Consider the following 19,594-nt stretch of genomic DNA (forward strand, 5'->3'; position numbering starts at 1 on the left):
TTTATTGAGGTAGAGGAGGCGTACAGCTCGCAGGCAAGCTTCCTAGATGGAGATGAGCTACCTAATTATGGTGAAAAACCCGACGGGTGGAGACCCTCTGGGCTGAGGCGAATGCTGCCGCCAACCTGCTTAAGAAAGTCAGCAGAACCTTGGGGCTTTGCGTTAAGGAACTGTCTAGAGGCGCTTTGACAACGCCGTTGCGGGTTCTTTTGTGGACTGCGTAAGAATCCCCCGCCTTTAGGCGGTGGGAGTGTCAAGGTAGCTGTTCGCCGAGAGTGTCGGCAGACGGCTTCTCAGATGCGGAAACTTCTGGTCAGGTTTCACCAAGACAGGGTGGGGGGTGAATCTGAGGAGGAAGTATCTGCTGAGGCAGTTTGAGATTCCTTCACGTCAGCGGGCCGTAGGCCCTGTAGCGGGGGTTGTGGCGTCCCCCCCCCCAGGGCTAGGGCGGCAGGGCAAGCAACCTGCGCCTCAATCGAGGATAAATACCTAGGGATCCTCCGCACAGGGAACGGCAACCTCAGAGGGCGCAGCTTGTCCTAGGCTATCCAAAAAATGCTGCAAGAGCTGAAAGCAAGGTGGGTTGAGGCTGTAGTAGATCCAGCGCCCCTGCTGGCGAGCGTTGACCAACTGCGCATCTCGCAAGGTCTTTAAGTGAAACGAGAGCTTGGATTGGCTTACCTGCAGCTTTTCGCAGAGATCGCAAACGCACAGCTCCCGCCCACGCAACAGTTGCAGCGCGCGCAGGCGAATCGGATCGGAGAGAGCGTGAAATCCCTCCCGTACCTGCTCACACAGCAAATCCTCCTCTACCTTGGCCAACCACGAAACCATCCTTCGACTAGGGTAGCAAGAGCTTTGCGCTCCCGTCGGCAAGCACTCCCCCCACCCCAGTTGCTCCTGGACTGGGAAGGCCGCCATTGCTTTGCAGCACCAGCGCAACCCTAGGCTCGCGCTGCCTCTGATCAGGTCAACCCCGGCAGCAGTTGGTAATGCAACACCTGCGGTGGCCGAGCAAAGTAGGGCTCGAGGAGGGCGCGCCAGCGGACAAAGTTTTCCGATTGGCGGAAGTTAACCAAATGGGCCTCCAGGGATCCCCAGTGTACCAGCAACAGGTATTGCTGAGGGTGCTCTAAACAGCGCTGCAGTTGGTGCTGCCGATAGCCATCGGTCTGTTGTAGGTAGACAAAGGCTTGCGCGATGGCAGCCTCAAAAGCGGCTTCAGAGCCGGGGCTGACTTCAAACTGAGCCACCTCTAGGACAGGCGAAGGGTTCATAGGCTAGGTGTGCAGGCCGCACTCGGTTTTGGCTGTGCCCTTCCAGCGGCCAGAGCGGGGATCCGCTCCCGGCTCCACCGGCGCCGTGCAGTGGATGCAGCCGATGCTGGGATAGTTGCGGTCGTGGAGGGGGTTGTAAGGGATCCCGTGGTCGAGGATGTACTTCCAGACTTGGCCGTTTGTCCAGTCGGCGAGCGGGTTGAGCTTGAGGCGGTTGCGCTTGCCATCCCACTGCACCTTGCCGATATCGGCGCGGGTGGGGGATTGCTCGCGGCGCATCCCCGTAATCCAGGTGGTGCAGTTGGCCAGGGCGCGATTCAGGGGCTCTACCTTGCGGAGGCTGCAGCAGAGGTCAGGGTTGGTGCGGTACAGCTCCGGCTCATATTGCGCCGCCTGCTCTTCGGGGGTGAGCAGCGGTTTGAAGATCTCCAGCTGCAAATGGGGGTAACGGGCCAACACCTGCTGCTGCAGTTGCAGGGTTTCCGGGAAGTGAAAATCGGTATCCAGGAAAAAGGCGCGCACCTGGGGGCGAATGGCCGTGAGCAGATCGATGAGAACCAGATCTTCCGGTCCAAAGCTGCAGGCCAGCACCAGCCCGTCCCCAAACTCCGCAACGGCCCAGGCCAGCAGGTCGCTCGCCGACAAAGGCTCAAATCGCTCGCTCAGAGAAGCTACCTGCGGCTGATACTGCTCTCGTAACGCCTGAGCCGCCAGCTCCCAGTGGCCGGAGGAAGAAAGGGTTGCAGTCATAGGGGGAAGACATCGAATCCAAGGCTCTTTGCCTTTTTAATCTACACTAATTCGGTCAAGGTTTAGGATTTTTGGCTACTGGGCAACGGCGGGCAGGGATCGAGATCCTTTGGCCCGCAGGGGGATTTGTCCCCAGCGATCCCGCCGAACTCCCATGACCAGGCCATGCCAGAGAGGTCTGGGATCCGGCTCCGGCAGGTGAACCCAGTGGTAGCGCAACACCCCTCGCCGTGGGTTGACGTCCAACTCAAACACGCGCAGAGCGGAGACCGGCCCCACCAGAGGCGGCGCTGTCAGGTAGGGGATTCCGTCCTGCACATAGACCTTCGGCACGTGCAGATGTCCACTCAACACTGCCACCACCCGCCCGTGGTCGGCCAAGAGGGTATGCAGAGCTACAGCTTGCTCGCTGCGAAGCCGGTACTTGCGGAACAAAACCGCATCCATTTGGGTGGGGGAGATAAAGGGAGGCTGATGGATGAGCAGGATCAGCCATTCCTCCGGCACCGCTTGTAGATGTTCGCCTAGCCAGCGCAGTTGCGCGGGGCGCAGCACGCCCTGGGGCAGAGGGAACTGGCCCAGGCTGGCATCGAGGGCAATCAAGCGGATCCCAGGCAGGGGGGAAAGGCTGTAATCGACATAGCCTGTGGGGGCAAGGGGCAACGGAAATTGACGTTGGCACCAGCGGATAAATTGCTCCCGGTTGAAGCGCCCCTCCCTCCCCAAGGTGTCGATATCGTGGTTGCCGAGGCTGAGGTAGTAGGGCACCCGCAGTTGGGCGAGGATCTCCTGGAACACCTCAAAGCTCTCCGGATCGGCTTGATCCACCAAATCGCCGGTGAACACCACAAAGTCCAGATCCGGCACTTGGTTGAGATGGGCAACGGCAGCTTCCAACTGGCGGCGGGGGGAATCGGACATCCACCAGCAGCGGCACCCTGTCTCCGGCATTAGGTGAACATCTGAGACTTGGGCAAAGCAAATCCTTTGGGTGGCCATCACCTAGGTACTTATTCACACCTCACGCCCGCATCATAGTCAATAACCGGCTAGAGGGCTATGGGCTTCTCTTAACCTCAGCCAGGATACCCTCACCCCCAGCCCCTCTCCCTTTGGGAGAGGGGAGTTGTGGTTGCTGCGATTTGGAATCGTCACAAATGAGTCTGATTCTTGTTCCGGCGCCGCTGCCGAGCAACTGCTAGGGTATAGCAACACGGATCTTCGACAAGAGGATCCCTCAGTTCAAGCAAGGAGAAAAAATCATGTCTGCTACCACCCTTGTTCGTTGCGCCTGTGACCACTGCAACTGCAGCTTCGAAAGCAGCCAAGGCTATCGCTACGAAGGCCAACTCTACTGCAGCCAAGCCTGTGCCACCCATGACCACGCCCACCCCTCCCCTTGCTGCGTGGCCTCTCACTGCTGTCAATAGCAGGTTGGCAGGGATCGCTCACCCCGGCTTTTGCTTTCCGGGATCCCAAGCTGCTTTTCTCCCTGAGCAGTTTTTGATAGGCTCCCAGGGAGTTTTATTCCTGTCGAGCTTGCATGGAATACCGCTGGGAGCTGCTGCCCACCCCGCCTCAATTTGATCCGGAGCTGAGCCGAGAGTACGGCAAGTATGCGGCCAAGGTGCTGGCTCTGCGGGGGTTGCACAGCCGAGAACAGGCGCGGGCTTTTGTCGATCCTAATCAGTATTCTCCCACGCCAGCGGGATCCCTGCCGGATCTGGAGCGGGCGGTGGCGCGGCTGTTGCAGGCAAGAAAAAGAGGAGAAACCCTCTGCATTTGGGGAGACTTCGACTGCGATGGCGTTACCGCCACCAGCCTCTTGCTCTCGGCGCTACAAACCTTGGGCTTCCGAGTCCAGTTCACTCTACCGCTGCGCAGCACCGAAGGGCATGGCTTGAACCCTCAGCGGCTGCAGCAGGTGCTGGATCAAGGCTGCCAGGTGCTCCTGACGGTGGATTGCGGCATAGGCAATGCTGCCGAGATTGCTCTGGCCCAAGCCCAAGGGGTGGACGTGATCGTGACGGATCACCACGCCCTGCCGGATCCCTTGCCCCCTGCCTATGCGGTGGTCAACCCGCTGCGCCTGCCAGAGGAACACCCGCTGCGCTTTCTGCCGGGGGTGGGGGTGGCCTACAAGCTGGCGGAGGCCCTCTACCAAGCGCTGGGGATCCCTGGTGTAGAAGAGTACCTGGATCTGGTGGCGGTGGGGATCGTGGCCGATGTGGCGGTGTTGCAGCGGGAGTGCCGCTACCTGGTGCAGCGGGGCCTGCCCGTGCTGGCCAACACCCAGCGTCCGGGGCTGCGGGCTCTTTTGGATTGGGTGAGCAACAGCCAATCCTCAGGAACGCCGACAGCCCAGGACATCGCCTTTCGCCTTGCCCCCAAGCTGAACGCCATTGGTCGCTGGGACGATGCCAGCCTAGCGGTGGAGCTGTTGACCACCTCGGATCCGCAGCGGGCCCAGACGCTGGTGGAGCATTTCGTTGCCCTCAATGAGGAGTGTCGGCAACTCACCCAACAGGTTCTGCAAGAGGCCAGCCAACAGGTGGAGAGCTTGGATCTGGCGCGGGAGCGGGCAATTGTTTTGGCCGGAAGCGGCTGGAATCCGGGGGTTTTGGGGATCGCCGCGGCGCGCTTGGCGGAGCAGTACGGTTGCCCGACGGTGTTGATTGCCAAAGACGAGAGGACGGGACGGGGCTATGGTTCGGGCCGCTCGATTCCGGGGGTGAACCTGGTGGAGGCCATCGAGGCTGTGCGTCCCCTCTTGCTGGGGGGAGGCGGCCACCCCATGGCCGCTGGGATCCAAGTGGATCTGTCCTGCCTGGCCGCCGTACAACTGGCTTTGCGGCGGGAGCTGGCCGCGCGGGTCGGCCCGGATCGCCAAGCTCGCGCCTTGGCGGTGGAGATTGTTATCGATTGGGAGCGGTTGGCCTCTCAGGGCCGGGATGGGGTGGCAGAGCTGGACGAGGTGTATCGGCAGTTGCAGCTTCTGCAGCCCTTTGGCCACGGCAACCCCAACCCTGTCGTAGCCTTGATGAACGTTCGCCGCGGCAGCGTCAGGCTGAGGGCTTCCCAGAATGGCCGCCACCTGAAGTTTGAGCTGGGATCCCGTGCCCTCTGGTTTTGGGAAGCCGGCGAAGAGCTGGAGCGGTGGCAAGCATGCCAGGCCTTGGACATCGCCCTGCAGTTGGAAGCCGAGCAGCCCTGGCAGGGCAAAGTGCTGGCGGTGCGCCCCTCTGGCGACTGGCAGGCGCCCACCGTTTCCGCCCCCAGCCTTCGGATCCAGGATTACCGGCAACGCCCCCTGCCGGATTCCCTCCAAGAAGTCTTCCGCTACGATGGGCAGGCCCTTCCTCTCGAGCAAGACTTCCTCCCGTCGGCAAAAACAGCTCTGCTGCTGGCCCGCTGGCCCTGGCTGCCGGCAAATCTAGCCCAACTGCTGCAGCAGGTGCAGCCGCAAACGCTGATCCTGGCCGCTTCTGGTCATCACTGGAAGCGCCTCCCCCACCAAATCGCCCGACTCCAGGAATTGGGGCGGACGGGACAATGGGATCCCCATGTCCTGGCGGCGACAACCGGCTTGCCCTGGCAGTGGCTGGCGGAATTGGAGGGGCCGGAGCAGATCCCAACACGGCTGCTGGGCCGCATTCAAGAATCCCAAGCTTTTCACCGCTGGCTGGACGAAGCCAGCCCCACCCAGATCGCCCAGCTCTGTCAGCGGCTGCTGCGACCGGATCCCCTGCCGGCAGTTGTTTCTCCGAAGTAGAAGACGCCCCCCGGCACCACCATCAGCCAACTTTGGGATTGCGCACTACGCTTAGCCCTGCCGGCTGGAGTTGTGCCTCTTCGGCTCTGTCGGGCAGCGGGCGCAAGGGAGGGCCAAAGCGGCCAACGGCTATGGTGTTGTGCAAAGCCGGGATCCGGCGGATGGATCCCTGGCGTAGGCAGCGGTGCAGGCGGCGCAGCAGGAAGAGGTCAGCCTCGGAGCAATCCTCTTGGAAGACTTTGACGTTAAGTTCGTGTTCCTGAGCAGCGGTAAGCAGACCGGTCATCATGGCAGTTTGAATAATTTGCTGCACAATCGTGCTTTTGATCTCACTCATGGTGGGGATGCTCTTGGATTGAGACTTTTCGCTGGTTTCATTCTCGGCAAGACCCTCTGAAATGGACTCCGCCGAATGGCGGATTGGATATACGCACTTTGCCGGCTTTTTCGCTGCCCAAGATCCCGGGCCTTTCACGGGTTTATAAGCTTCGACTTTGCTCAGATCCCATGCGGAGAGAAACCTAGGATCGGCGATGCGTTAGACTTTCACGTCTAACTCGAAGCCGGAGCAGCAATTGGATACTTAGGGATCCCATTGATGGGGCAGTGCAAAATTAAACTTGCAAATGGCTTGTCTGAACTTGCTTAACTTGGCCGACATCCTATTTTTTCGAGCCACTGTCTGTAGTAATACGGAAACGAAGAGGCCTTGCAACTACCGACAAATGGCGTAGGCCTGTCCAGACTTTACTTTCTGCAATCCCTGCCAAGGGAGAGCTGGCTCCCCCCTCAGGGGGCAGCGCAGCCGTTCTGTGTTAGTTTGGGGGCGTCCTACTTCTGCGATTGGCTGTGTCGGAAAGCCCCCAAAAAGTCGGCTGTGCCGCCCCTTTGGGCTGCTGTGGATGCGGCTGTCTGGGCCTGCTGGCGGTGCTGGGCTTGGGGCTGGCGGGGGCAGGGATCCTGGTCTGGAATGGGATCCGGGCTTCAGGCGCCTATCGCACCTACCAGTTGGCGGTGGAGCGGCTCGAACAGACTGCGGTGGTGGTGGAGCGGCTGGGGGATCCCCTGCGTCCGGGCTGGCCCTCGCGGCTGCGCTTTCAAGAGGATGAGCAAGCCGGCTGGGCCTGTCTGTCCTTTTTGATCACGGGATCCCGGCGCACCGGCGAGGTGGCTGTGGAGTCGGAGCGGGGGGTGGCCGGCTCAGCCTGGCAGTTGCGCCATCTGCAGGTGAAAGTGGATGGGGATCCACAGGCCATACAGATCCTGAAAGGGGAGGGGGGATCCCGCTGTGAACAAGAGGAGCCGGCTGCAGGGGCAGTGCTGCCGACAGGCGAGATCTGAGTAGTTGGACATGCTTAGCCGCGGGTAAAGTCAAAAGGACTCCGTCCCGCTGACGCGAACGGTTGTGGCCCTGGATCCCTATGCGAACAGTTCCCTATCTGCGCTTGCTGCTGCTGTTGGCGCTGTTGGCCTCGTTCGCGGGCCTGATCGTCTGGCTGATCCAATCGTTTTTGGATCTGTACTACGCCACCCGCTACCACCCGATTTTGGGGGGGCTGTTGATCGGGGTGCTGGTGTTGCTGCTGCTGGTGTTTTTGGCCGCTTCCATCTACTACTTGTTTCTGTTCCGCCCCGCCCCTAAAACCGAGAGGCTTCCCAGGCCAGCTCCCCCGGCAACTCCTGCCGAGAAGTGGGAGGCAGCCCGGCGCAACCTGGCGCAACTAGAAGCTCAGATGGCGCAGATCCAGGATCAGGTGGCGCGGGCGGCGCTGGCGGAACGGTCGGCCCGGCTGGCCCAACAGTTGGCCCAGCCGCAACTGAAGGTGGTGGTTTTCGGCACCGGATCGGCGGGCAAAACCTCGCTGGTGAACGCGCTGCTGGGGCGGCGGGTGGGGGCGGTGGGGGCAACGCTGGGCACCACGCAGGCGGTGGCGGTTTACGATTGGGACCTGCCCGGGATCCCCCACCCGGTGCAGATCGTGGACTGTCCGGGCATTTTGGAGATCGGGCCGGCAGGGGCGATGCGGGAAGAGGAGGCGCAGGCCCAGGCCCAAGCTGCCGATCTGCTGCTGGTGGTGGTGGACGGGGATCTGCGCCGGTCGGAGGTGGATCCCTTGCGTCGGTTGATCGCCCTGGGCAAGCGGGCTCTGCTGGTGCTCAACAAAATCGACCGTTACACCCCCGAAGAACGGCGGCTCCTGCTGCAACGGCTGCGGGAACGGGTTTACCCCTTGATCCAACCGGAAGATGTGCTGCCGGCCGCCGCTGCTCCAGCCCCTGTACAGGTGGGATCCCAAACCTGGCAGCCGGAACCGGAGGTGGCGGCGGTGCGGGATCGCGTCCAGGCGGTGCTCTACGCCGAGGGGGGATCCCTGGCGTTGGACAATGCCCTGCTGCAATCCCAGCAACTGGGCGAAGAGGCCAAGCGGATCATCCAGGCGCAGTTGCGCCGCCAGGCGGAGGAGGTGATCGACCGCTTTCAGTGGATCGTGACCGGCGTGGTCTTTGCCAACCCCATCCCGGCGCTGGATCTGCTGGCCATTGCCGCCATCAACGCCCAGATGGTGGTGGAGCTGGGATCCCTCTACGGCTGCAAGATGAACCTGCAGCAGGGGCGGGAGCTGGCCCTGTCGCTGGCCAAGACCCTGGCCGGCCTGGGGCTGGTGGAGGGGGCGCTCCAACTGACCACCGGGCTCCTGGCCACCGTGGCTGAGGTGAGCGTGGTTGGCTTTTTGGCGACAGCCCCCATCCAGGCGGCCAGCGCCGGCTATCTCACCCGCATTGCCGGCAAAAGCTTCATCGAGTATTTCCAGCGCAACCAAAGCTGGGGGGAAGGGGGGATGCAGGCAGTGGTCAAGGCCCAGGTGGAGAGCGCCCAAAAATCGGGCTGGCTCAAGGAGTTTGTCCGCCAGGCCTCAGAACGGGTTTTTCGCCTGCGCTAGTCCTTGTTGGTGGCCTCGACAGCAATGTCCGTCGGCATGAAGGCCAGCTCCATCTGCGCCACGTAGTCGGCGTAGCTGAGGGCGGGCACATCGTCCCATTCCGCCAGGCCGTGCATCCGCTTCGACCACTCGATAAAGGGGGCAGGGTAGGCGTAGGTCAAGCTGGGATCCGCCAGCACCTCTTTGGGCAGCGGCGGAACCGACTTGAGCACGGCCAGCAACGCCGGCGGTCTGTAAATGACCACGCGGGCGGCTTCGATCTGCTCCGGGGAAACCTTGAACTTGGCAGCGATGAACGAAATTACTTTGGAAAGGGCCATCCCCCACCCTCAACTTGGCCTGTACAGCTAGATCGCCGCAAGGGCAAGCAGTCGACCACGGGAATCCCACCGGGGATCCCTTGCTGCAGATTGTTGTTGCCCGCTATCCTAGTAAAGCCGAAAAATTGGGGAAACAGGTGAGCCGTGGCTAAAAAAAGCATGATCGAGCGGGAGAAAAAGCGCCAACGCTTGGTCGAAAAATACCGGGAGAAGCGCCAACAACTCAAGGCGGCCATGGCCGATCCCAACATCGACCAGGCCACCCGCATGGAGCTGCACGCCCAACTGCAAAAACTCCCTCGGGCCAGCTCGCCCACCCGCCTGCGCAACCGCTGCTGGAAAACCGGGCGTCCCCGCGGCTATTTCCGGGATTTCGGCCTCTGCCGCAACAGCCTGCGGGAAATGGCCCACCGCGGCCTGCTGCCGGGCGTGGTCAAGGCAAGCTGGTAGAGCCAAGCTTGCCAGCCGCTGGTTACAACCCCGCCCGCAGGAGCGGAGCGTTGCGAGCGAAAACCAGGCTGCTGGCCGTCTCAGTCGAGGGGAGGGCATCTCCTGTCTCCGAGGGGGGTGGAGTTTGCTCAGGGCTGGTCGGCCAGCGGCGCTGGTTGAGATGTCAAAAACTTTTGTCTTCAGGCGAGGGAAGTATCTCAGCCGGGCGGCTGCTCTCGCCAAGTTAGCGAGGGATCCCTGTGGCCCTAGAGCCTTTCCAGATCTGCGACGAAGATCTCACCCCCGAAGTGGCAGAGGCGCTGGCCGGGGAAACCCTCTTGGCTGTGGACACCGAAACAATGGGGCTGATCCCACAGCGGGACAGGCTCTGTGTGGTGCAAATAGCCAACGCTGCCGGCGAGGTGGTGCTGCTGCGGCTGAGCCGCGGCGTGAAGCAGGCCCCCCATTTGGCGCGGCTGCTGACGGATCCCAACATCGAAAAGATCTTCCATTACGCCCGTTTTGACCTGGCCATGCTGCGCTACCACTTGGGGATCCAGGCCTGGCCGGTCTTCTGCACCAAAATTGCCAGCAAGCTGGCCCGCACCTACACCAGCAAGCACAGCCTGAAGGACGTGGTGGGCGAGCTGTGCGGGGTGGAGCTGAATAAAACTGCCCAGAGCTCCGACTGGGGAAACGTCCAGGCCCTCTCGCCGGAGCAGTTGGAGTACGCGGCCAACGATGTTCGTTACTTGATCCCGGTGCGCCACAAGTTGGCCCAAATGCTGCAGCGGGAAGAGCGCTGGGAGCTGGCACAGCGCTGTTTTCAACACCTCCCCACCCTGGTGGAGCTGGATCTGCTGGGATATGGCAACGTCTTCGAGCACCAGTAGCGAAGGCCCTCAGTTGGCCAAGTCGGGGAAGGTGGCCCGCACCGCCGGGTGGATGAGCTTGCCGCCGCAGAGGTTGAGCCCCTTGGCCAGGGCCGGGTCCTGCTCCAAGGCGGCGCTCAAGCCGAGGTTGGCCAACTTGAAGATGTAAGGGAGGGTGGCGTTGACCAGCGCCTGGGTCGAGGTCCAGGGGACGGCCCCCGGCATGTTGGGAACCCCGTAGTGCAAGACTCCATAGGCTTCGTAAACCGGCTGGGCATGGGTGGTGGCCTTGGTGGTGGCGATGCACCCCCCCTGATCCACGGCCACATCCACGATCAAAGAGCGGGGCCGCATCTGGGCCACCAGCTCTTCCTTCACCAAAACCGGGGCGCGTCTGCCCGGCACCAACACCGCTCCCACCACCAGGTCGGCCTCGCGGACACATTCCTCGATGCTTTGGGCGGTGCTGTAGAGCAGCTCCACCCGCGAGCCGAAGATCAGCTCCAGCTCGTTGAGGCGCTGCAGGTTGATGTCCAAAATCTGCACCCGTGCCCCCAGGCCAACGGCCATCTTGGCCGCCTCAGTGCCCACGGTTCCCCCGCCCAGGATCACCACCCGCCCCGGCGGCACCCCCGGGATCCCGCCCAGCAACACGCCCCGCCCCCCCTGCTGTCGGGTCAGGTAATGGGCGCCAAACTGCACCGAGAGCCGCCCAGCGATCATGCTCATGGGCGCCAACAAAGGCAGGGATCCATCGGCCAGCTCCACCGTCTCGTAGGCCAGGCAGGTGGCCCCCGAACGCAGCAGGGCCTGAGTCAGCTCGCGGCTGGCCGCCAGGTGCAAATAGGTAAACAGGATCAGATCCGGGTGGAGCAGGGGATACTCGGCGGGCAGGGGCTCTTTGACCTTCACCACCAACTGCTGCCGGTAGATCTCCTCAGGGGTGGCGGCCAGCTTGGCCCCCGCTTTTTGGTAGTCTTCGTCGCTAAAGCCCGCCCCCTGGCCAGCTTGGGTCTCCACCCACACCTGGTGCCCCTGCTCCGTCAGAGCCCGCACCGCCGCCGGCGTCAGGCCAACGCGAAACTCCTGCTCCTTGATCTCTTTGGGCACACCAATGCGCATAGGGATCCCCATAGGGCTGTCTTCCAGTCTAGACAGACCAGCGCTGGGATGGGATCCCTGGCCGACGGGGGGCGGCAGGAATTGTAAAGTTTTGTGCGCAATCTGTCGGGGCGAGCCGTTGTTAGCTTTCCCCTGGCAACACCAGGCTTTAAGAGGAATCTAGAACTGCTTGCCCAAATTGACCCAAAAACGTGACATAATGCCCTCAAAACAGCGAATTTCCCGACTTGCGCTTATCCGGCGAAGCAGTGTTAATATCTGTTTCGGGAAGTCTCCGTACTCCCTCGCAAACGCACCTTGAAAACCTTATGGATTCAGCCTTTTCCGGGGGTAGGGTTGATCCCTACCTTTTCCCCGCAAGGGGACGGAAACGATGGAGTTAGTGCTGCTCCACCTACCCGGGACCCCAGTGGTTGATCCCTACCTTTTCCCCGCAAGGGGACGGAAACGTAGCGGGTTCGTGCGCTTTCACCCCAGAACATTGAGATCGGTTGATCCCTACCTTTTCCCCGCAAGGGGACGGAAACGTAGTGCAATAACGGGGATATTAATCCCCGTTATCACAGTTGATCCCTACCTTTTCCCCGCAAGGGGACGGAAACATCACGGACAATGACGGTGATTACCGGTTCCATCAAGTGTTGATCCCTACCTTTTCCCCGCAAGGGGACGGAAACAGGTACACTCTCGGATTACTAATGAAAAAATAGAGTGTTGATCCCTACCTTTTCCCCGCAAGGGGACGGAAACTCGTCCTCAACAGACTCTACGGTCCAGTCCATGTGATTAAGTTGATCCCTACCTTTTCCCCGCAAGGGGACGGAAACGTCACCACCTCATTAATGGTGTGTGGGGTCAAATTAAGTTGATCCCTACCTTTTCCCCGCAAGGGGACGGAAACCCCAGTGTGACCCCAACTTTGGGGAGTACTGGGATGAGTAGTTGATCCCTACCTTTTCCCCGCAAGGGGACGGAAACTTTCCCTCGAGCTGGGTTATGAAAAAGACCCGGCAGCTGTGCAGTTGATCCCTACCTTTTCCCCGCAAGGGGACGGAAACACTGCCAAAGTTGAGCTGTACTAGAGGCTAAGCCCAGAGTGTTGATCCCTACCTTTTCCCCGCAAGGGGACGGAAACCTTTCTGTACGCGAACTTGTTCAGAATCCACTCAGGGAGTTGATCCCTACCTTTTCCCCGCAAGGGGACGGAAACTTTTCATTTTGTACCTCCCTTTACAGGGATAAAGGAACACCGTTGATCCCTACCTTTTCCCCGCAAGGGGACGGAAACTATAGGGCTCCGGTGGATCCCTGGTTAGGTCGGGGGTTGCTCTGCCCAGAAGGGATCCCTAGCGCAGGAAGCGGGCCAACAGCAGCAGGCCGAGGCCGCCGAAGAGGATGTTGAAGCTCCAGGCTGCCGCCCAGGGGGGAAGGGCTCCTGCTTCGCCCAGGCTGCGAGACACACTCAGCACCACGTAGTAGGCAAACACCAACAGGATCCCGAAGACGACACCCCCATAGCGGCCCACCCGCCGCGCAGTGGTGGATCCCAGGGGAAGGGAGATCAAGACGGCAAAAAAGCTGGCCAAGGGCAGGGAAAAGCGCATGTGGAACTCGGTGCGCAGGGGCTGGGTATTGAGGTTGGAGCGGGCCAGGCGGGAGATGCGCTCCGCCAGCTCCGGCAGGCTCAGCTCGTTGGGCGGAACCGGCGGCTGCATCAGGGCGGCCAGATCTTGGGAGACCTCTAGCGGCTTGCGGTCGAAGGGCTCTTCGGCCAGGCTGAGGCCGTCAGGGCCGTAGCGGTGGGTCACCCCTTCGCTGAGGGTCCAGTCCAGGCCATTCCACACCGCCTGGGCCGCCAGGGTCACCTCTGCCAACTGGTACTTGCCCCCCGGCAAGGGATCCACCTGCAAGATGGTGACATCCTGCATGGTGTTCAGCCGCGGATCCACCTGGCGGATGAAAAACCAGAGGTTGTCTTCCGTCCCGCCAACGCGGGCGGTTCTGAAAAAGACGTCGTATTGCACCGGGGTGGTGGCCCGGGCCAGGAGCGCCTGCTGGTCGATCTGGCGGATTTCTCGTTTGCTGGCCGGCAGGAGCACGTTGCTGATCCAAAAAGCGCTCAGGCTCATGAGCAGCCCCACCAGCAACAGGGGACGAAAAATGCGCGTAAACGGGATCCCGGCTGCCCGCATGGCGGTAATCTCGCTGTTGCCGCTCAGCTTGCCCAAGGTGAGCATGGTGGCAAAAAAAGCGGCGATGGGCATGCCCAGCAGCACCATCTCCGGCAGATCCAAAATGAGAAGGCGCAACACCGTCAGGGGCGGCACGGATCCCTCGACCAGCCGCTCGGCCAAGGTAAAGAGCCGGCCTGCCAAAAGCAGCAGGGTTCCCCCAGCTATACCGGCCAGCACCGGCGTGAGCATCTGCCCAAACAGGTAGCGCTCCAGCAGCCAGAACTTGGTGAGCAAGCGGGCCATGTCCAACAATTGAGGGATTGGGGCTATTTCAGGCTAGCTTGAACGGTTCTCCGGCAGGCCCTCACCCCCAGCCCCTCTCCCAGAGGGAGAGGGGAGCTGGGATCAACTCACAAGCTGTTTCATGGCTGTTTGCCATGACCATGGCAGCGCTGGCGTTGAACCCAGGTTTGCCGGCCATTGGCTCTGGATCAAGGCCTCCGGGAGGCCGGCGGCTCGGCAGGAGGGGGTAAGGGCTCGGTTTCGCCGCCGGGATCCAAACGGCTGGCCGAGGAGTTGAGGGGAAGCGGGGGCTCAGGATCCAGCTTGGCTCCCCAGGCGGCCAGGTAGGCTCTTTGTTCGGGGGAAAGGCGACGCACCCGGCGAAAGTCCGCGCCGGCCACGATGGCGCCGGCGTAGGCCCCGCTTTTAAAATCGGGCTTTTTTCCTGGCTGAGCCGGAGAAGCCGTCTGCAGGGATCCCACAAACAAGAGGGCGCGGTAGAGATCGGCGCCGCGCAGGTCGGCATTGCGCAGGTTGGCCCCGCAGAGGTTGGTGTGGCTGAGGTCGCAATCCCGCAGGTTGGCTCTTTCCAGGCTGGCCTCGCTGAAGTCCACCCCCCGCAGCAGGGTGCCATGCAGGTCGGCCCCTTCCAGCATGGTGCCCAGATTCACCACCCGGATCCCGTTGAGGCGATCCCGCTGGTAGCCGCCTTTGCCGTCCAGGATGGGCCGGCCCAGGTGTTCGTCGCGGCGCAGGGGGCTAAGCAAGTTAGCGGTGGAGAGGAAGCGCAGGATCTTGGCTTTGCCAAAGCGATCCACGCCGTTGAGGAGCGCCGCCGTGCGCCCGGCCGCAATGGCCCGCTCCAGGGGCCAGTCGTCCAACTGCCCGTCAGGGGAGAGAACCAGGTTGGAGATGCCCTCGAAGTAGGCGTCGATGGTCTGCTGCTGGGTGATGATGTTCTGCTGGATGGTGAGGTCGCGGGAGATGACGTACTGCCGCCAGGCGATGTAGGCGGCCAGGAGGGCGATCAGGATCTGACCTGTAGCCCCGAACACCTCGCCCAAAGCCCCGATGGCCTCCCAGCTCAGGGATCCCAGGGCCGAGAAGGCTCCACTCCAGACCAATCCTCCCATCACCGCCAAGCCGAGAGCTGCTGCCGCCCACCCCAGGCTGGGCCAGGTGGTCAGCCACTGCCAGAGGTCGCGCCCGATCTGCACCCAGAGCGGCTGCCCCCACCAGCCGGCCAGGCCCAGCCAAGCCAGCACCGCCCCCCAGCCCAGGGCCGGCTGCCCTGCCCACTGGCCCAGCAGCAGCAGCAGGGCTGGGATCCCCAACAACAGCAGGTTGAGCAGGGGGCGCCCAGACGAGAGGGAAGCCAGCGGCAACTCTTGGGAGGAGCCTTCGCGGGCAAGGGCTTCGTCGGTCATGGCAAGGGTATACTCTAGGGGTAGCGTTGGATCTACAAAAAGAAGCCTGCGTCAGTCCGTATTTGGAGTTGGGGAAGAGGGCAGGATCCTGCCTGTCAGGTTTGGTAGGATAGCCTCGACCCTCCTTCCTTGTCTGGCCCAGCCTGGTGTGGGGATGACTCCTATGATCTCTTCCTTATCGTTCATCCGTCTGCAGAAATCCGGCGAACACCAATTTACAGCAGTCCTGCCTGACTTGCGGTTGCAGCGTCACGGCTCCGCGACGCTGACGCGACTGGCCACCTCTTTGCTGTTGAGCACCAGCTTACTGCTGGCGGCAGGAAGGGATCCCAGTTGGGCGCAAACTTCCCTGGACACCGGCCTTTTGGAGAAGCAGGCCCTGCCCCAAGCGCCGCCGCTGCCGGACGACCGCCCCGCCATTTTTGTGGATGCCGCCAATGGCAGCGATACCCAAGGGGATGGATCCCGCAACAACCCCTTCAAGACCATCACCCATGCCATCAGCCGGGCGCCAGCCGGCAGCATCATCCAGCTTCTGCCGGGGGTGTACAGCGCAGAAAGCGGCGAAGTCTTCCCCATCCGCCTCAAGGCCGGCCTTATCTTGCGCGGGGACGAGTCCACCTTGGGAGAGGGCTACCTGATCGATGGCGGCGGCACCTACATGAGCCCGACCTTGGCCCGGCAAAACGTTGCCCTGCTGGCAGAGACCGGCTCAGAGGTGCGGGGGGTTACCCTGCGCAACCAGGGTCGGCGCGGCTACGCCCTCTGGGTAGAATCGGCTTCCCCACGCATTCTCAACAACAGCTTTGTGGGCAGCATCCACGACGGCATTTTCATCGCCGGCGCCTCCAACCCCTGGATAGAAGGCAACCGCTTCTACAAAAACGGGGCCAACGGCATCTCCGTCTTGGGCACCTCCCAGCCCACCATTGTCAACAACCTCTTCCAAGAGACCGGCTTTGGCCTCACCATCGACCAGCGCTCGGCGCCGATTGTGCGCAACAACCGCATCCTGCAAAACCGCACCGGCATTGTGGTCGGCGGCAGCGCCCGTCCCATCCTGCGCAACAATCTCATTGCCCGCAACCTGGAGACTGGCCTGACAGCTATCACCACCGCCCAGCCAGATTTGGGCACGGCTTCGGATCCGGGCAACAACATTTTTGAGGGCAACGGCCAGTACGACATCCTCAACGCCACCCGCAGTCTGCGCCTCAACGCCAACGGCAACCAACTGGCAGGCAAAACCAAAGGGGAACTGGATCTGGCCGGCCAGACCACGGTGGCTGCGCTGCCCAGCAACGCCCCGCCACCCATTGCGGCAGGCGGCTTGACGCTGCCCACAACTCCGCAGGCCGAGCCTCCGGCTCCCAGCAGGGATCCCCAGCCGGCGGCGGCCTCTCCCACCTTGCCGGTGGTGACGGTGCCCCAATCGACTGCCCCCGTTCCCCCTCCTGCAGCGGGATCGGGAGGGCGCATTTTGCCCAGTGCCCCCCCTCAGCCGGCAGGCGCTCAACCCCAGGAGTTTGTTGCCGTCCCCTTCACCCCCGATGGCTCCACCACGCCTGCCCAACCGGTTGAGCCTGCTCCTGCCACTCCCGTCCGCCAGCAATCTGTGGCTCCTCTCACGGATATTACTACCCTCCTGCCACCCCCGGCTCGCCGACAAGCGGGCAGCAGCCCAACAACCCCCCCTGTTCCCGTTGCCGCGGCTCCAGAACCGGCGGTAGCCCCAGCAGAGTCGGCCACCCGCTTTCGTGTGCTGGTGACCCCCAAGGGCAGCGACGATTTGCAGCGGCTGCGGCAGCTCGTCCCCGAAGCGGTGGAGACCGTGTTCAACGGCAGGAGGGTGCTGCAGGCCGGCCTCTACGACAGCCGCAGCCAGGCCCAGTCAGTCTTGGATCGGCTGTTGGACGCCGGCTTTGACGCGGTGGCGGAGATGATCTTCCGTTGACCTCACTGCCCAGGGATCCCCCCCGGCAGGATAGGAACTCCCCAGCAGGGAATGTATGATGCCTAGCACGGCTTTTTCCAGAGCAATGGGGAGGAAAGCCGTGCCGTCAGGTTGTCCTGGGGATCAGCCAGGGCAAGCAATGGGGAAAGTCCGGTGCAAATCCGGCGCTGTGCCGCAACTGTGATGGGCTGAGGCCCTCAGTCAGGATGCCCGCCTGCGGCTTTGGCTCAAAGCTTAGCCCTTCCGCGTCGCACGGAAGCAGGAGCAACCGGATGAAAGTAACTGTATGTCTCAGCCTTGGGCTGGGGATCTTGAGTTTGGGGATCCCGGCCTGGGGGCAGGCAATCTTGGATACCGGCCTCAGCGCCGAGATTTTGAATCAACCCGTCACCACCCCGTTTCGCCGTCCCGGCCTGCTGCGAGAGTCTTCCCGCCCAGTCTATGTCATCACCCGCCAGCAGATGCGCCAGCAAGGGGCAAGGACGGTGCAGGAAGCCCTGCGCTACTTGCCCGGGATCCTCAGCGATGGCACAGCGGGAACTCAGTTGGGAGCTCTTAGCTCTCAATTCATGCGAGGGGCGCGAACGGCGCAGGTATTGGTGCTCTTGGATGGCCGCCCTCTCAACGATCTGGGTTTTTTCGGGGGGTTTGACCTCTCGCAAATCACCACCGATGTCGTCGAGCGAATTGAAGTCTCCCCCGGCGGCGGCTCTACCCTGTACGGCTCAGACGCCGTTGGCGGCGTGATCAACATCGTCACGGTGGAGCCGCAGCCAGAAACGGAGACGGTGCTGGAAGCGGCGGTCGGCAGCTACGGTCTCAATGAGCAAGGGATCCAAAGTCGCGGCCAAGCCCAGGATCTGGGCTGGGTGCTCAGCTATCGCCGTCTGCAAAGTAACAACGACTTTCCCTTTGCCATTGAGCGGCTGGGCAAGTCAGGCAGGCGGGAAAACTCGGCGGTGGAGTACCACAACTTGCAGGCCAAGCTCACCTGGCAACTGGCCGAAGATCAAGTCCTAACAGCCAACGCCCTCTACCTCAACAAAGCCTTTCGCGTGCCCGGCAGTGTAGAGTTTCCCTCTCCCGACGCAGAGCAAAACACCAACGATCTGCTGCTGGATCTCAGTTGGCTGTGGACTCAGGAAACAGGATCCCTGCAGGCAAGAGTCTTTTTGGACGATCTCAACTACCGCTTCAGCGCTCCGCAAAGCCAGGGATCCCGCGACGTCATCTTGCGCAATGGCTGGGGATCCCAGCTTCAATATGCTTGGCAGGCCGGCGAAAACCTAGAGGGAGTTTTGGGGGCAGATTATCGCTCTATCTCAGCCCGCAATACGACTTTTTCTTTTGCCAGGGGTTCTGCCAATATCAACTACGACGATACGGTTAACCAGGGGGCCCTGTTTGCCCGCCTGGACTACAGCCCGGATCCCCAGTTCCACCTCGACCTGGGCATCCGTCAGGACTTCAGCAGTTTGGCCAACGGCTCGGCCACCTCGCCGGCTGTGGGGATCCGGTGGGCAGTTGCCGAGGGAACTACCTTGAGGGCCAGCTACGCCGGCAGCTTTCGCACCCCCTTGATCTCGGAATTGTTCTTTCGGCTGCGCGGCTTTTTTGAAGTGGATGGCAACCCCAATCTCCGCCCAGAGCGAGGGGAGAGCTTGGACATCGGCCTGGATCAAACCTTGGGAGATTTTGGCCTGCTGCGCTTAACTTTTGCCCACAACCGCATCCGCGATGGCATCACCTTTGTCAGCCTTGGGCCGCGCCGGGGAACCTATGAAAATATCGGGCTGGTCGAATATACCGGCCTGGAAGCGGCTTTAGATTTGCGTTTGGGGGAAAACTGGACGCTTTTTGCCAACTATACCCTCAATGATCCCATCATCCGCGCTGCCCTTAACCCGGCCACAGTTGGCAAAGAGCTAGCCTTTGTAGGAGCCGATAGCTTCAATCTAGGCCTAAGCTACCGCCACGAGCAGGGCTGGTACGGCTCGATTTTGGTCCATCACATTGGGAGCTTTTTTACCAACAATGCCAATACGGAATCCCTGCCAGGCTACACCACCGTGGCTCTGCGCGGCGGGATCCCGTTGGCTGAGGCCCTGAGCCTAGAGTTGGGGATCGACAACCTGCTGGATGAGCAGTATGAAGTTTTCCCCGGCTATCCCGGAGTTGGCCGCACGCTGAGGGTGAACTTGCGGGGGCAATTTTAGCGATATCCCAGGCTGTTTTTAACTCTCCGGCTGACCACTTTTAGCGAGAACTTTCCA

At 61.8% G+C, this 19,594-nt stretch carries 17 protein-coding genes, 1 CRISPR repeat array and 1 riboswitch; of the genes, 8 read left to right on the forward strand and 9 right to left on the reverse strand.

What is annotated here, in order from left to right; all coding sequences use genetic code 11:
- Positions 1-489: 489 nt before the first annotated feature.
- The 4 genes from NW855_RS00370 to NW855_RS00385 form a co-directional block, all read right to left on the reverse strand.
- Entirely contained in the window at positions 490-834 is a 345-nt protein-coding gene (locus NW855_RS00370) for an ArsR/SmtB family transcription factor (protein ID WP_414402808.1), read from the reverse strand.
- Positions 835-965: 131 nt separating this feature from the next.
- On the reverse strand, positions 966-1,277 hold the full coding sequence (locus NW855_RS00375) for an antibiotic biosynthesis monooxygenase family protein (RefSeq protein ID WP_099812213.1): 312 nt from the start codon (positions 1,275-1,277) through the stop codon (positions 966-968).
- A gap of 3 nt (positions 1,278-1,280) precedes the next feature.
- Positions 1,281-2,027 carry a phosphoadenylyl-sulfate reductase gene (locus NW855_RS00380; RefSeq protein WP_011429995.1) on the reverse strand — a complete coding sequence of 249 codons (747 nt, stop codon included), beginning with the start codon at positions 2,025-2,027 and terminating at the stop codon, positions 1,281-1,283.
- Between the two features lie 75 nt (positions 2,028-2,102).
- Positions 2,103-3,026 carry a metallophosphoesterase family protein gene (locus NW855_RS00385; RefSeq protein WP_011429994.1) on the reverse strand — a complete coding sequence of 308 codons (924 nt, stop codon included), beginning with the start codon at positions 3,024-3,026 and terminating at the stop codon, positions 2,103-2,105.
- A gap of 263 nt (positions 3,027-3,289) precedes the next feature.
- Here NW855_RS00385 and NW855_RS00390 point away from each other — a divergent pair, with 263 nt between their 5' ends.
- Together NW855_RS00390 and recJ are read left to right on the forward strand one after the other, a co-directional pair.
- Positions 3,290-3,457 (forward strand): hypothetical protein, encoded by a 168-nt coding sequence (locus tag NW855_RS00390; protein ID WP_083759159.1) that lies wholly within the window; start codon positions 3,290-3,292, stop codon positions 3,455-3,457.
- Positions 3,458-3,570: 113 nt separating this feature from the next.
- A complete protein-coding gene (recJ, locus tag NW855_RS00395; protein WP_099812214.1) occupies positions 3,571-5,799 on the forward strand; it encodes a single-stranded-DNA-specific exonuclease RecJ in 2,229 nt (742 codons plus the stop codon).
- A gap of 22 nt (positions 5,800-5,821) precedes the next feature.
- Here the strand turns inward: recJ and NW855_RS00400 are convergent, their stop codons facing one another.
- Entirely contained in the window at positions 5,822-6,136 is a 315-nt protein-coding gene (locus tag NW855_RS00400) for a hypothetical protein (protein ID WP_041438224.1), read from the reverse strand.
- A gap of 512 nt (positions 6,137-6,648) precedes the next feature.
- On the opposite strand from NW855_RS00400, the gene NW855_RS00405 reads away from it, so the two are divergent.
- On the forward strand, positions 6,649-7,140 hold the full coding sequence (locus tag NW855_RS00405; protein ID WP_011429990.1) for a cytochrome c oxidase assembly factor Coa1 family protein: 492 nt from the start codon (positions 6,649-6,651) through the stop codon (positions 7,138-7,140).
- Between the two features lie 80 nt (positions 7,141-7,220).
- Complete coding sequence (locus NW855_RS00410; RefSeq protein WP_011429989.1) at positions 7,221-8,741, forward strand: YcjF family protein; 1,521 nt, start codon at positions 7,221-7,223, stop codon at positions 8,739-8,741.
- On the opposite strand, the gene NW855_RS00415 is transcribed toward NW855_RS00410, so the two are convergent.
- Positions 8,738-9,061 (reverse strand): hypothetical protein, encoded by a 324-nt coding sequence (locus tag NW855_RS00415; protein ID WP_011429988.1) that lies wholly within the window; start codon positions 9,059-9,061, stop codon positions 8,738-8,740. The two genes, NW855_RS00410 and NW855_RS00415, sit on opposite strands and share 4 nt — an antisense overlap.
- A gap of 144 nt (positions 9,062-9,205) precedes the next feature.
- Between NW855_RS00415 and rpsN the strand changes: the two genes are divergently transcribed.
- Both rpsN and NW855_RS00425 read left to right on the forward strand, forming a co-directional pair.
- Entirely contained in the window at positions 9,206-9,511 is a 306-nt protein-coding gene (gene rpsN, locus NW855_RS00420) for a 30S ribosomal protein S14 (RefSeq protein ID WP_011429986.1), read from the forward strand.
- Positions 9,512-9,750: 239 nt separating this feature from the next.
- Positions 9,751-10,383: a ribonuclease D gene (locus tag NW855_RS00425; protein ID WP_011429985.1), complete on the forward strand. Its 633-nt coding sequence runs from the start codon at positions 9,751-9,753 to the stop codon at positions 10,381-10,383.
- A 9-nt stretch (positions 10,384-10,392) separates the two neighbouring features.
- On the opposite strand, the gene ald is transcribed toward NW855_RS00425, so the two are convergent.
- The 3 genes from ald to NW855_RS00440 form a co-directional block, all read right to left on the reverse strand.
- Positions 10,393-11,484 carry an alanine dehydrogenase gene (ald, locus tag NW855_RS00430; protein ID WP_414402809.1) on the reverse strand — a complete coding sequence of 364 codons (1,092 nt, stop codon included), beginning with the start codon at positions 11,482-11,484 and terminating at the stop codon, positions 10,393-10,395.
- Between the two features lie 335 nt (positions 11,485-11,819).
- Positions 11,820-12,772: a CRISPR direct-repeat array (repeat unit 37 nt; unit sequence GTTGATCCCTACCTTTTCCCCGCAAGGGGACGGAAAC).
- Positions 12,773-12,830: 58 nt separating this feature from the next.
- Positions 12,831-13,961 carry an LptF/LptG family permease gene (locus NW855_RS00435; protein WP_011429983.1) on the reverse strand — a complete coding sequence of 377 codons (1,131 nt, stop codon included), beginning with the start codon at positions 13,959-13,961 and terminating at the stop codon, positions 12,831-12,833.
- Positions 13,962-14,149: 188 nt separating this feature from the next.
- Positions 14,150-15,367, reverse strand: coding sequence for a pentapeptide repeat-containing protein (locus NW855_RS00440; RefSeq protein ID WP_011429982.1), 1,218 nt, complete (start codon positions 15,365-15,367; stop codon positions 14,150-14,152).
- A 163-nt stretch (positions 15,368-15,530) separates the two neighbouring features.
- Here NW855_RS00440 and NW855_RS00445 point away from each other — a divergent pair, with 163 nt between their 5' ends.
- Both NW855_RS00445 and NW855_RS00450 read left to right on the forward strand, forming a co-directional pair.
- Complete coding sequence (locus tag NW855_RS00445) at positions 15,531-17,321, forward strand: DUF1565 domain-containing protein (protein ID WP_414508242.1); 1,791 nt, start codon at positions 15,531-15,533, stop codon at positions 17,319-17,321.
- Positions 17,322-17,412: 91 nt separating this feature from the next.
- Positions 17,413-17,554: riboswitch (cobalamin riboswitch) on the forward strand.
- 39 nt (positions 17,555-17,593) lie between these two features.
- Positions 17,594-19,537 (forward strand): TonB-dependent receptor, encoded by a 1,944-nt coding sequence (locus NW855_RS00450; protein ID WP_011429980.1) that lies wholly within the window; start codon positions 17,594-17,596, stop codon positions 19,535-19,537.
- Positions 19,538-19,594 lie beyond the last annotated feature (57 nt).

The sequence above is a fragment of the Synechococcus sp. RC10B2 genome (genome assembly GCF_047502635.1).

What these genes read in the sequence shown, in the direction of transcription:
- NW855_RS00380 (WP_011429995.1), bottom strand. Translation starts at nt 2,027, where the DNA reads ATGACTGCAACCCTTTCTTCCTCCGGCCACTGGGAGCTGGCGGCTCAG.
- NW855_RS00370 (WP_414402808.1), bottom strand. Translation starts at nt 834, where the DNA reads ATGGTTTCGTGGTTGGCCAAGGTAGAGGAGGATTTGCTGTGTGAGCAG.
- NW855_RS00410 (WP_011429989.1), top strand. Translation starts at nt 7,221, where the DNA reads ATGCGAACAGTTCCCTATCTGCGCTTGCTGCTGCTGTTGGCGCTGTTG.
- ald (WP_414402809.1), bottom strand. Translation starts at nt 11,484, where the DNA reads ATGCGCATTGGTGTGCCCAAAGAGATCAAGGAGCAGGAGTTTCGCGTT.
- NW855_RS00400 (WP_041438224.1), bottom strand. Translation starts at nt 6,136, where the DNA reads ATGAGTGAGATCAAAAGCACGATTGTGCAGCAAATTATTCAAACTGCC.
- NW855_RS00435 (WP_011429983.1), bottom strand. Translation starts at nt 13,961, where the DNA reads ATGGCCCGCTTGCTCACCAAGTTCTGGCTGCTGGAGCGCTACCTGTTT.
- NW855_RS00440 (WP_011429982.1), bottom strand. Translation starts at nt 15,367, where the DNA reads ATGACCGACGAAGCCCTTGCCCGCGAAGGCTCCTCCCAAGAGTTGCCG.
- NW855_RS00450 (WP_011429980.1), top strand. Translation starts at nt 17,594, where the DNA reads ATGAAAGTAACTGTATGTCTCAGCCTTGGGCTGGGGATCTTGAGTTTG.
- NW855_RS00415 (WP_011429988.1), bottom strand. Translation starts at nt 9,061, where the DNA reads ATGGCCCTTTCCAAAGTAATTTCGTTCATCGCTGCCAAGTTCAAGGTT.
- NW855_RS00375 (WP_099812213.1), bottom strand. Translation starts at nt 1,277, where the DNA reads ATGAACCCTTCGCCTGTCCTAGAGGTGGCTCAGTTTGAAGTCAGCCCC.
- NW855_RS00385 (WP_011429994.1), bottom strand. Translation starts at nt 3,026, where the DNA reads ATGGCCACCCAAAGGATTTGCTTTGCCCAAGTCTCAGATGTTCACCTA.
- NW855_RS00445 (WP_414508242.1), top strand. Translation starts at nt 15,531, where the DNA reads ATGATCTCTTCCTTATCGTTCATCCGTCTGCAGAAATCCGGCGAACAC.
- recJ (WP_099812214.1), top strand. Translation starts at nt 3,571, where the DNA reads ATGGAATACCGCTGGGAGCTGCTGCCCACCCCGCCTCAATTTGATCCG.
- NW855_RS00390 (WP_083759159.1), top strand. Translation starts at nt 3,290, where the DNA reads ATGTCTGCTACCACCCTTGTTCGTTGCGCCTGTGACCACTGCAACTGC.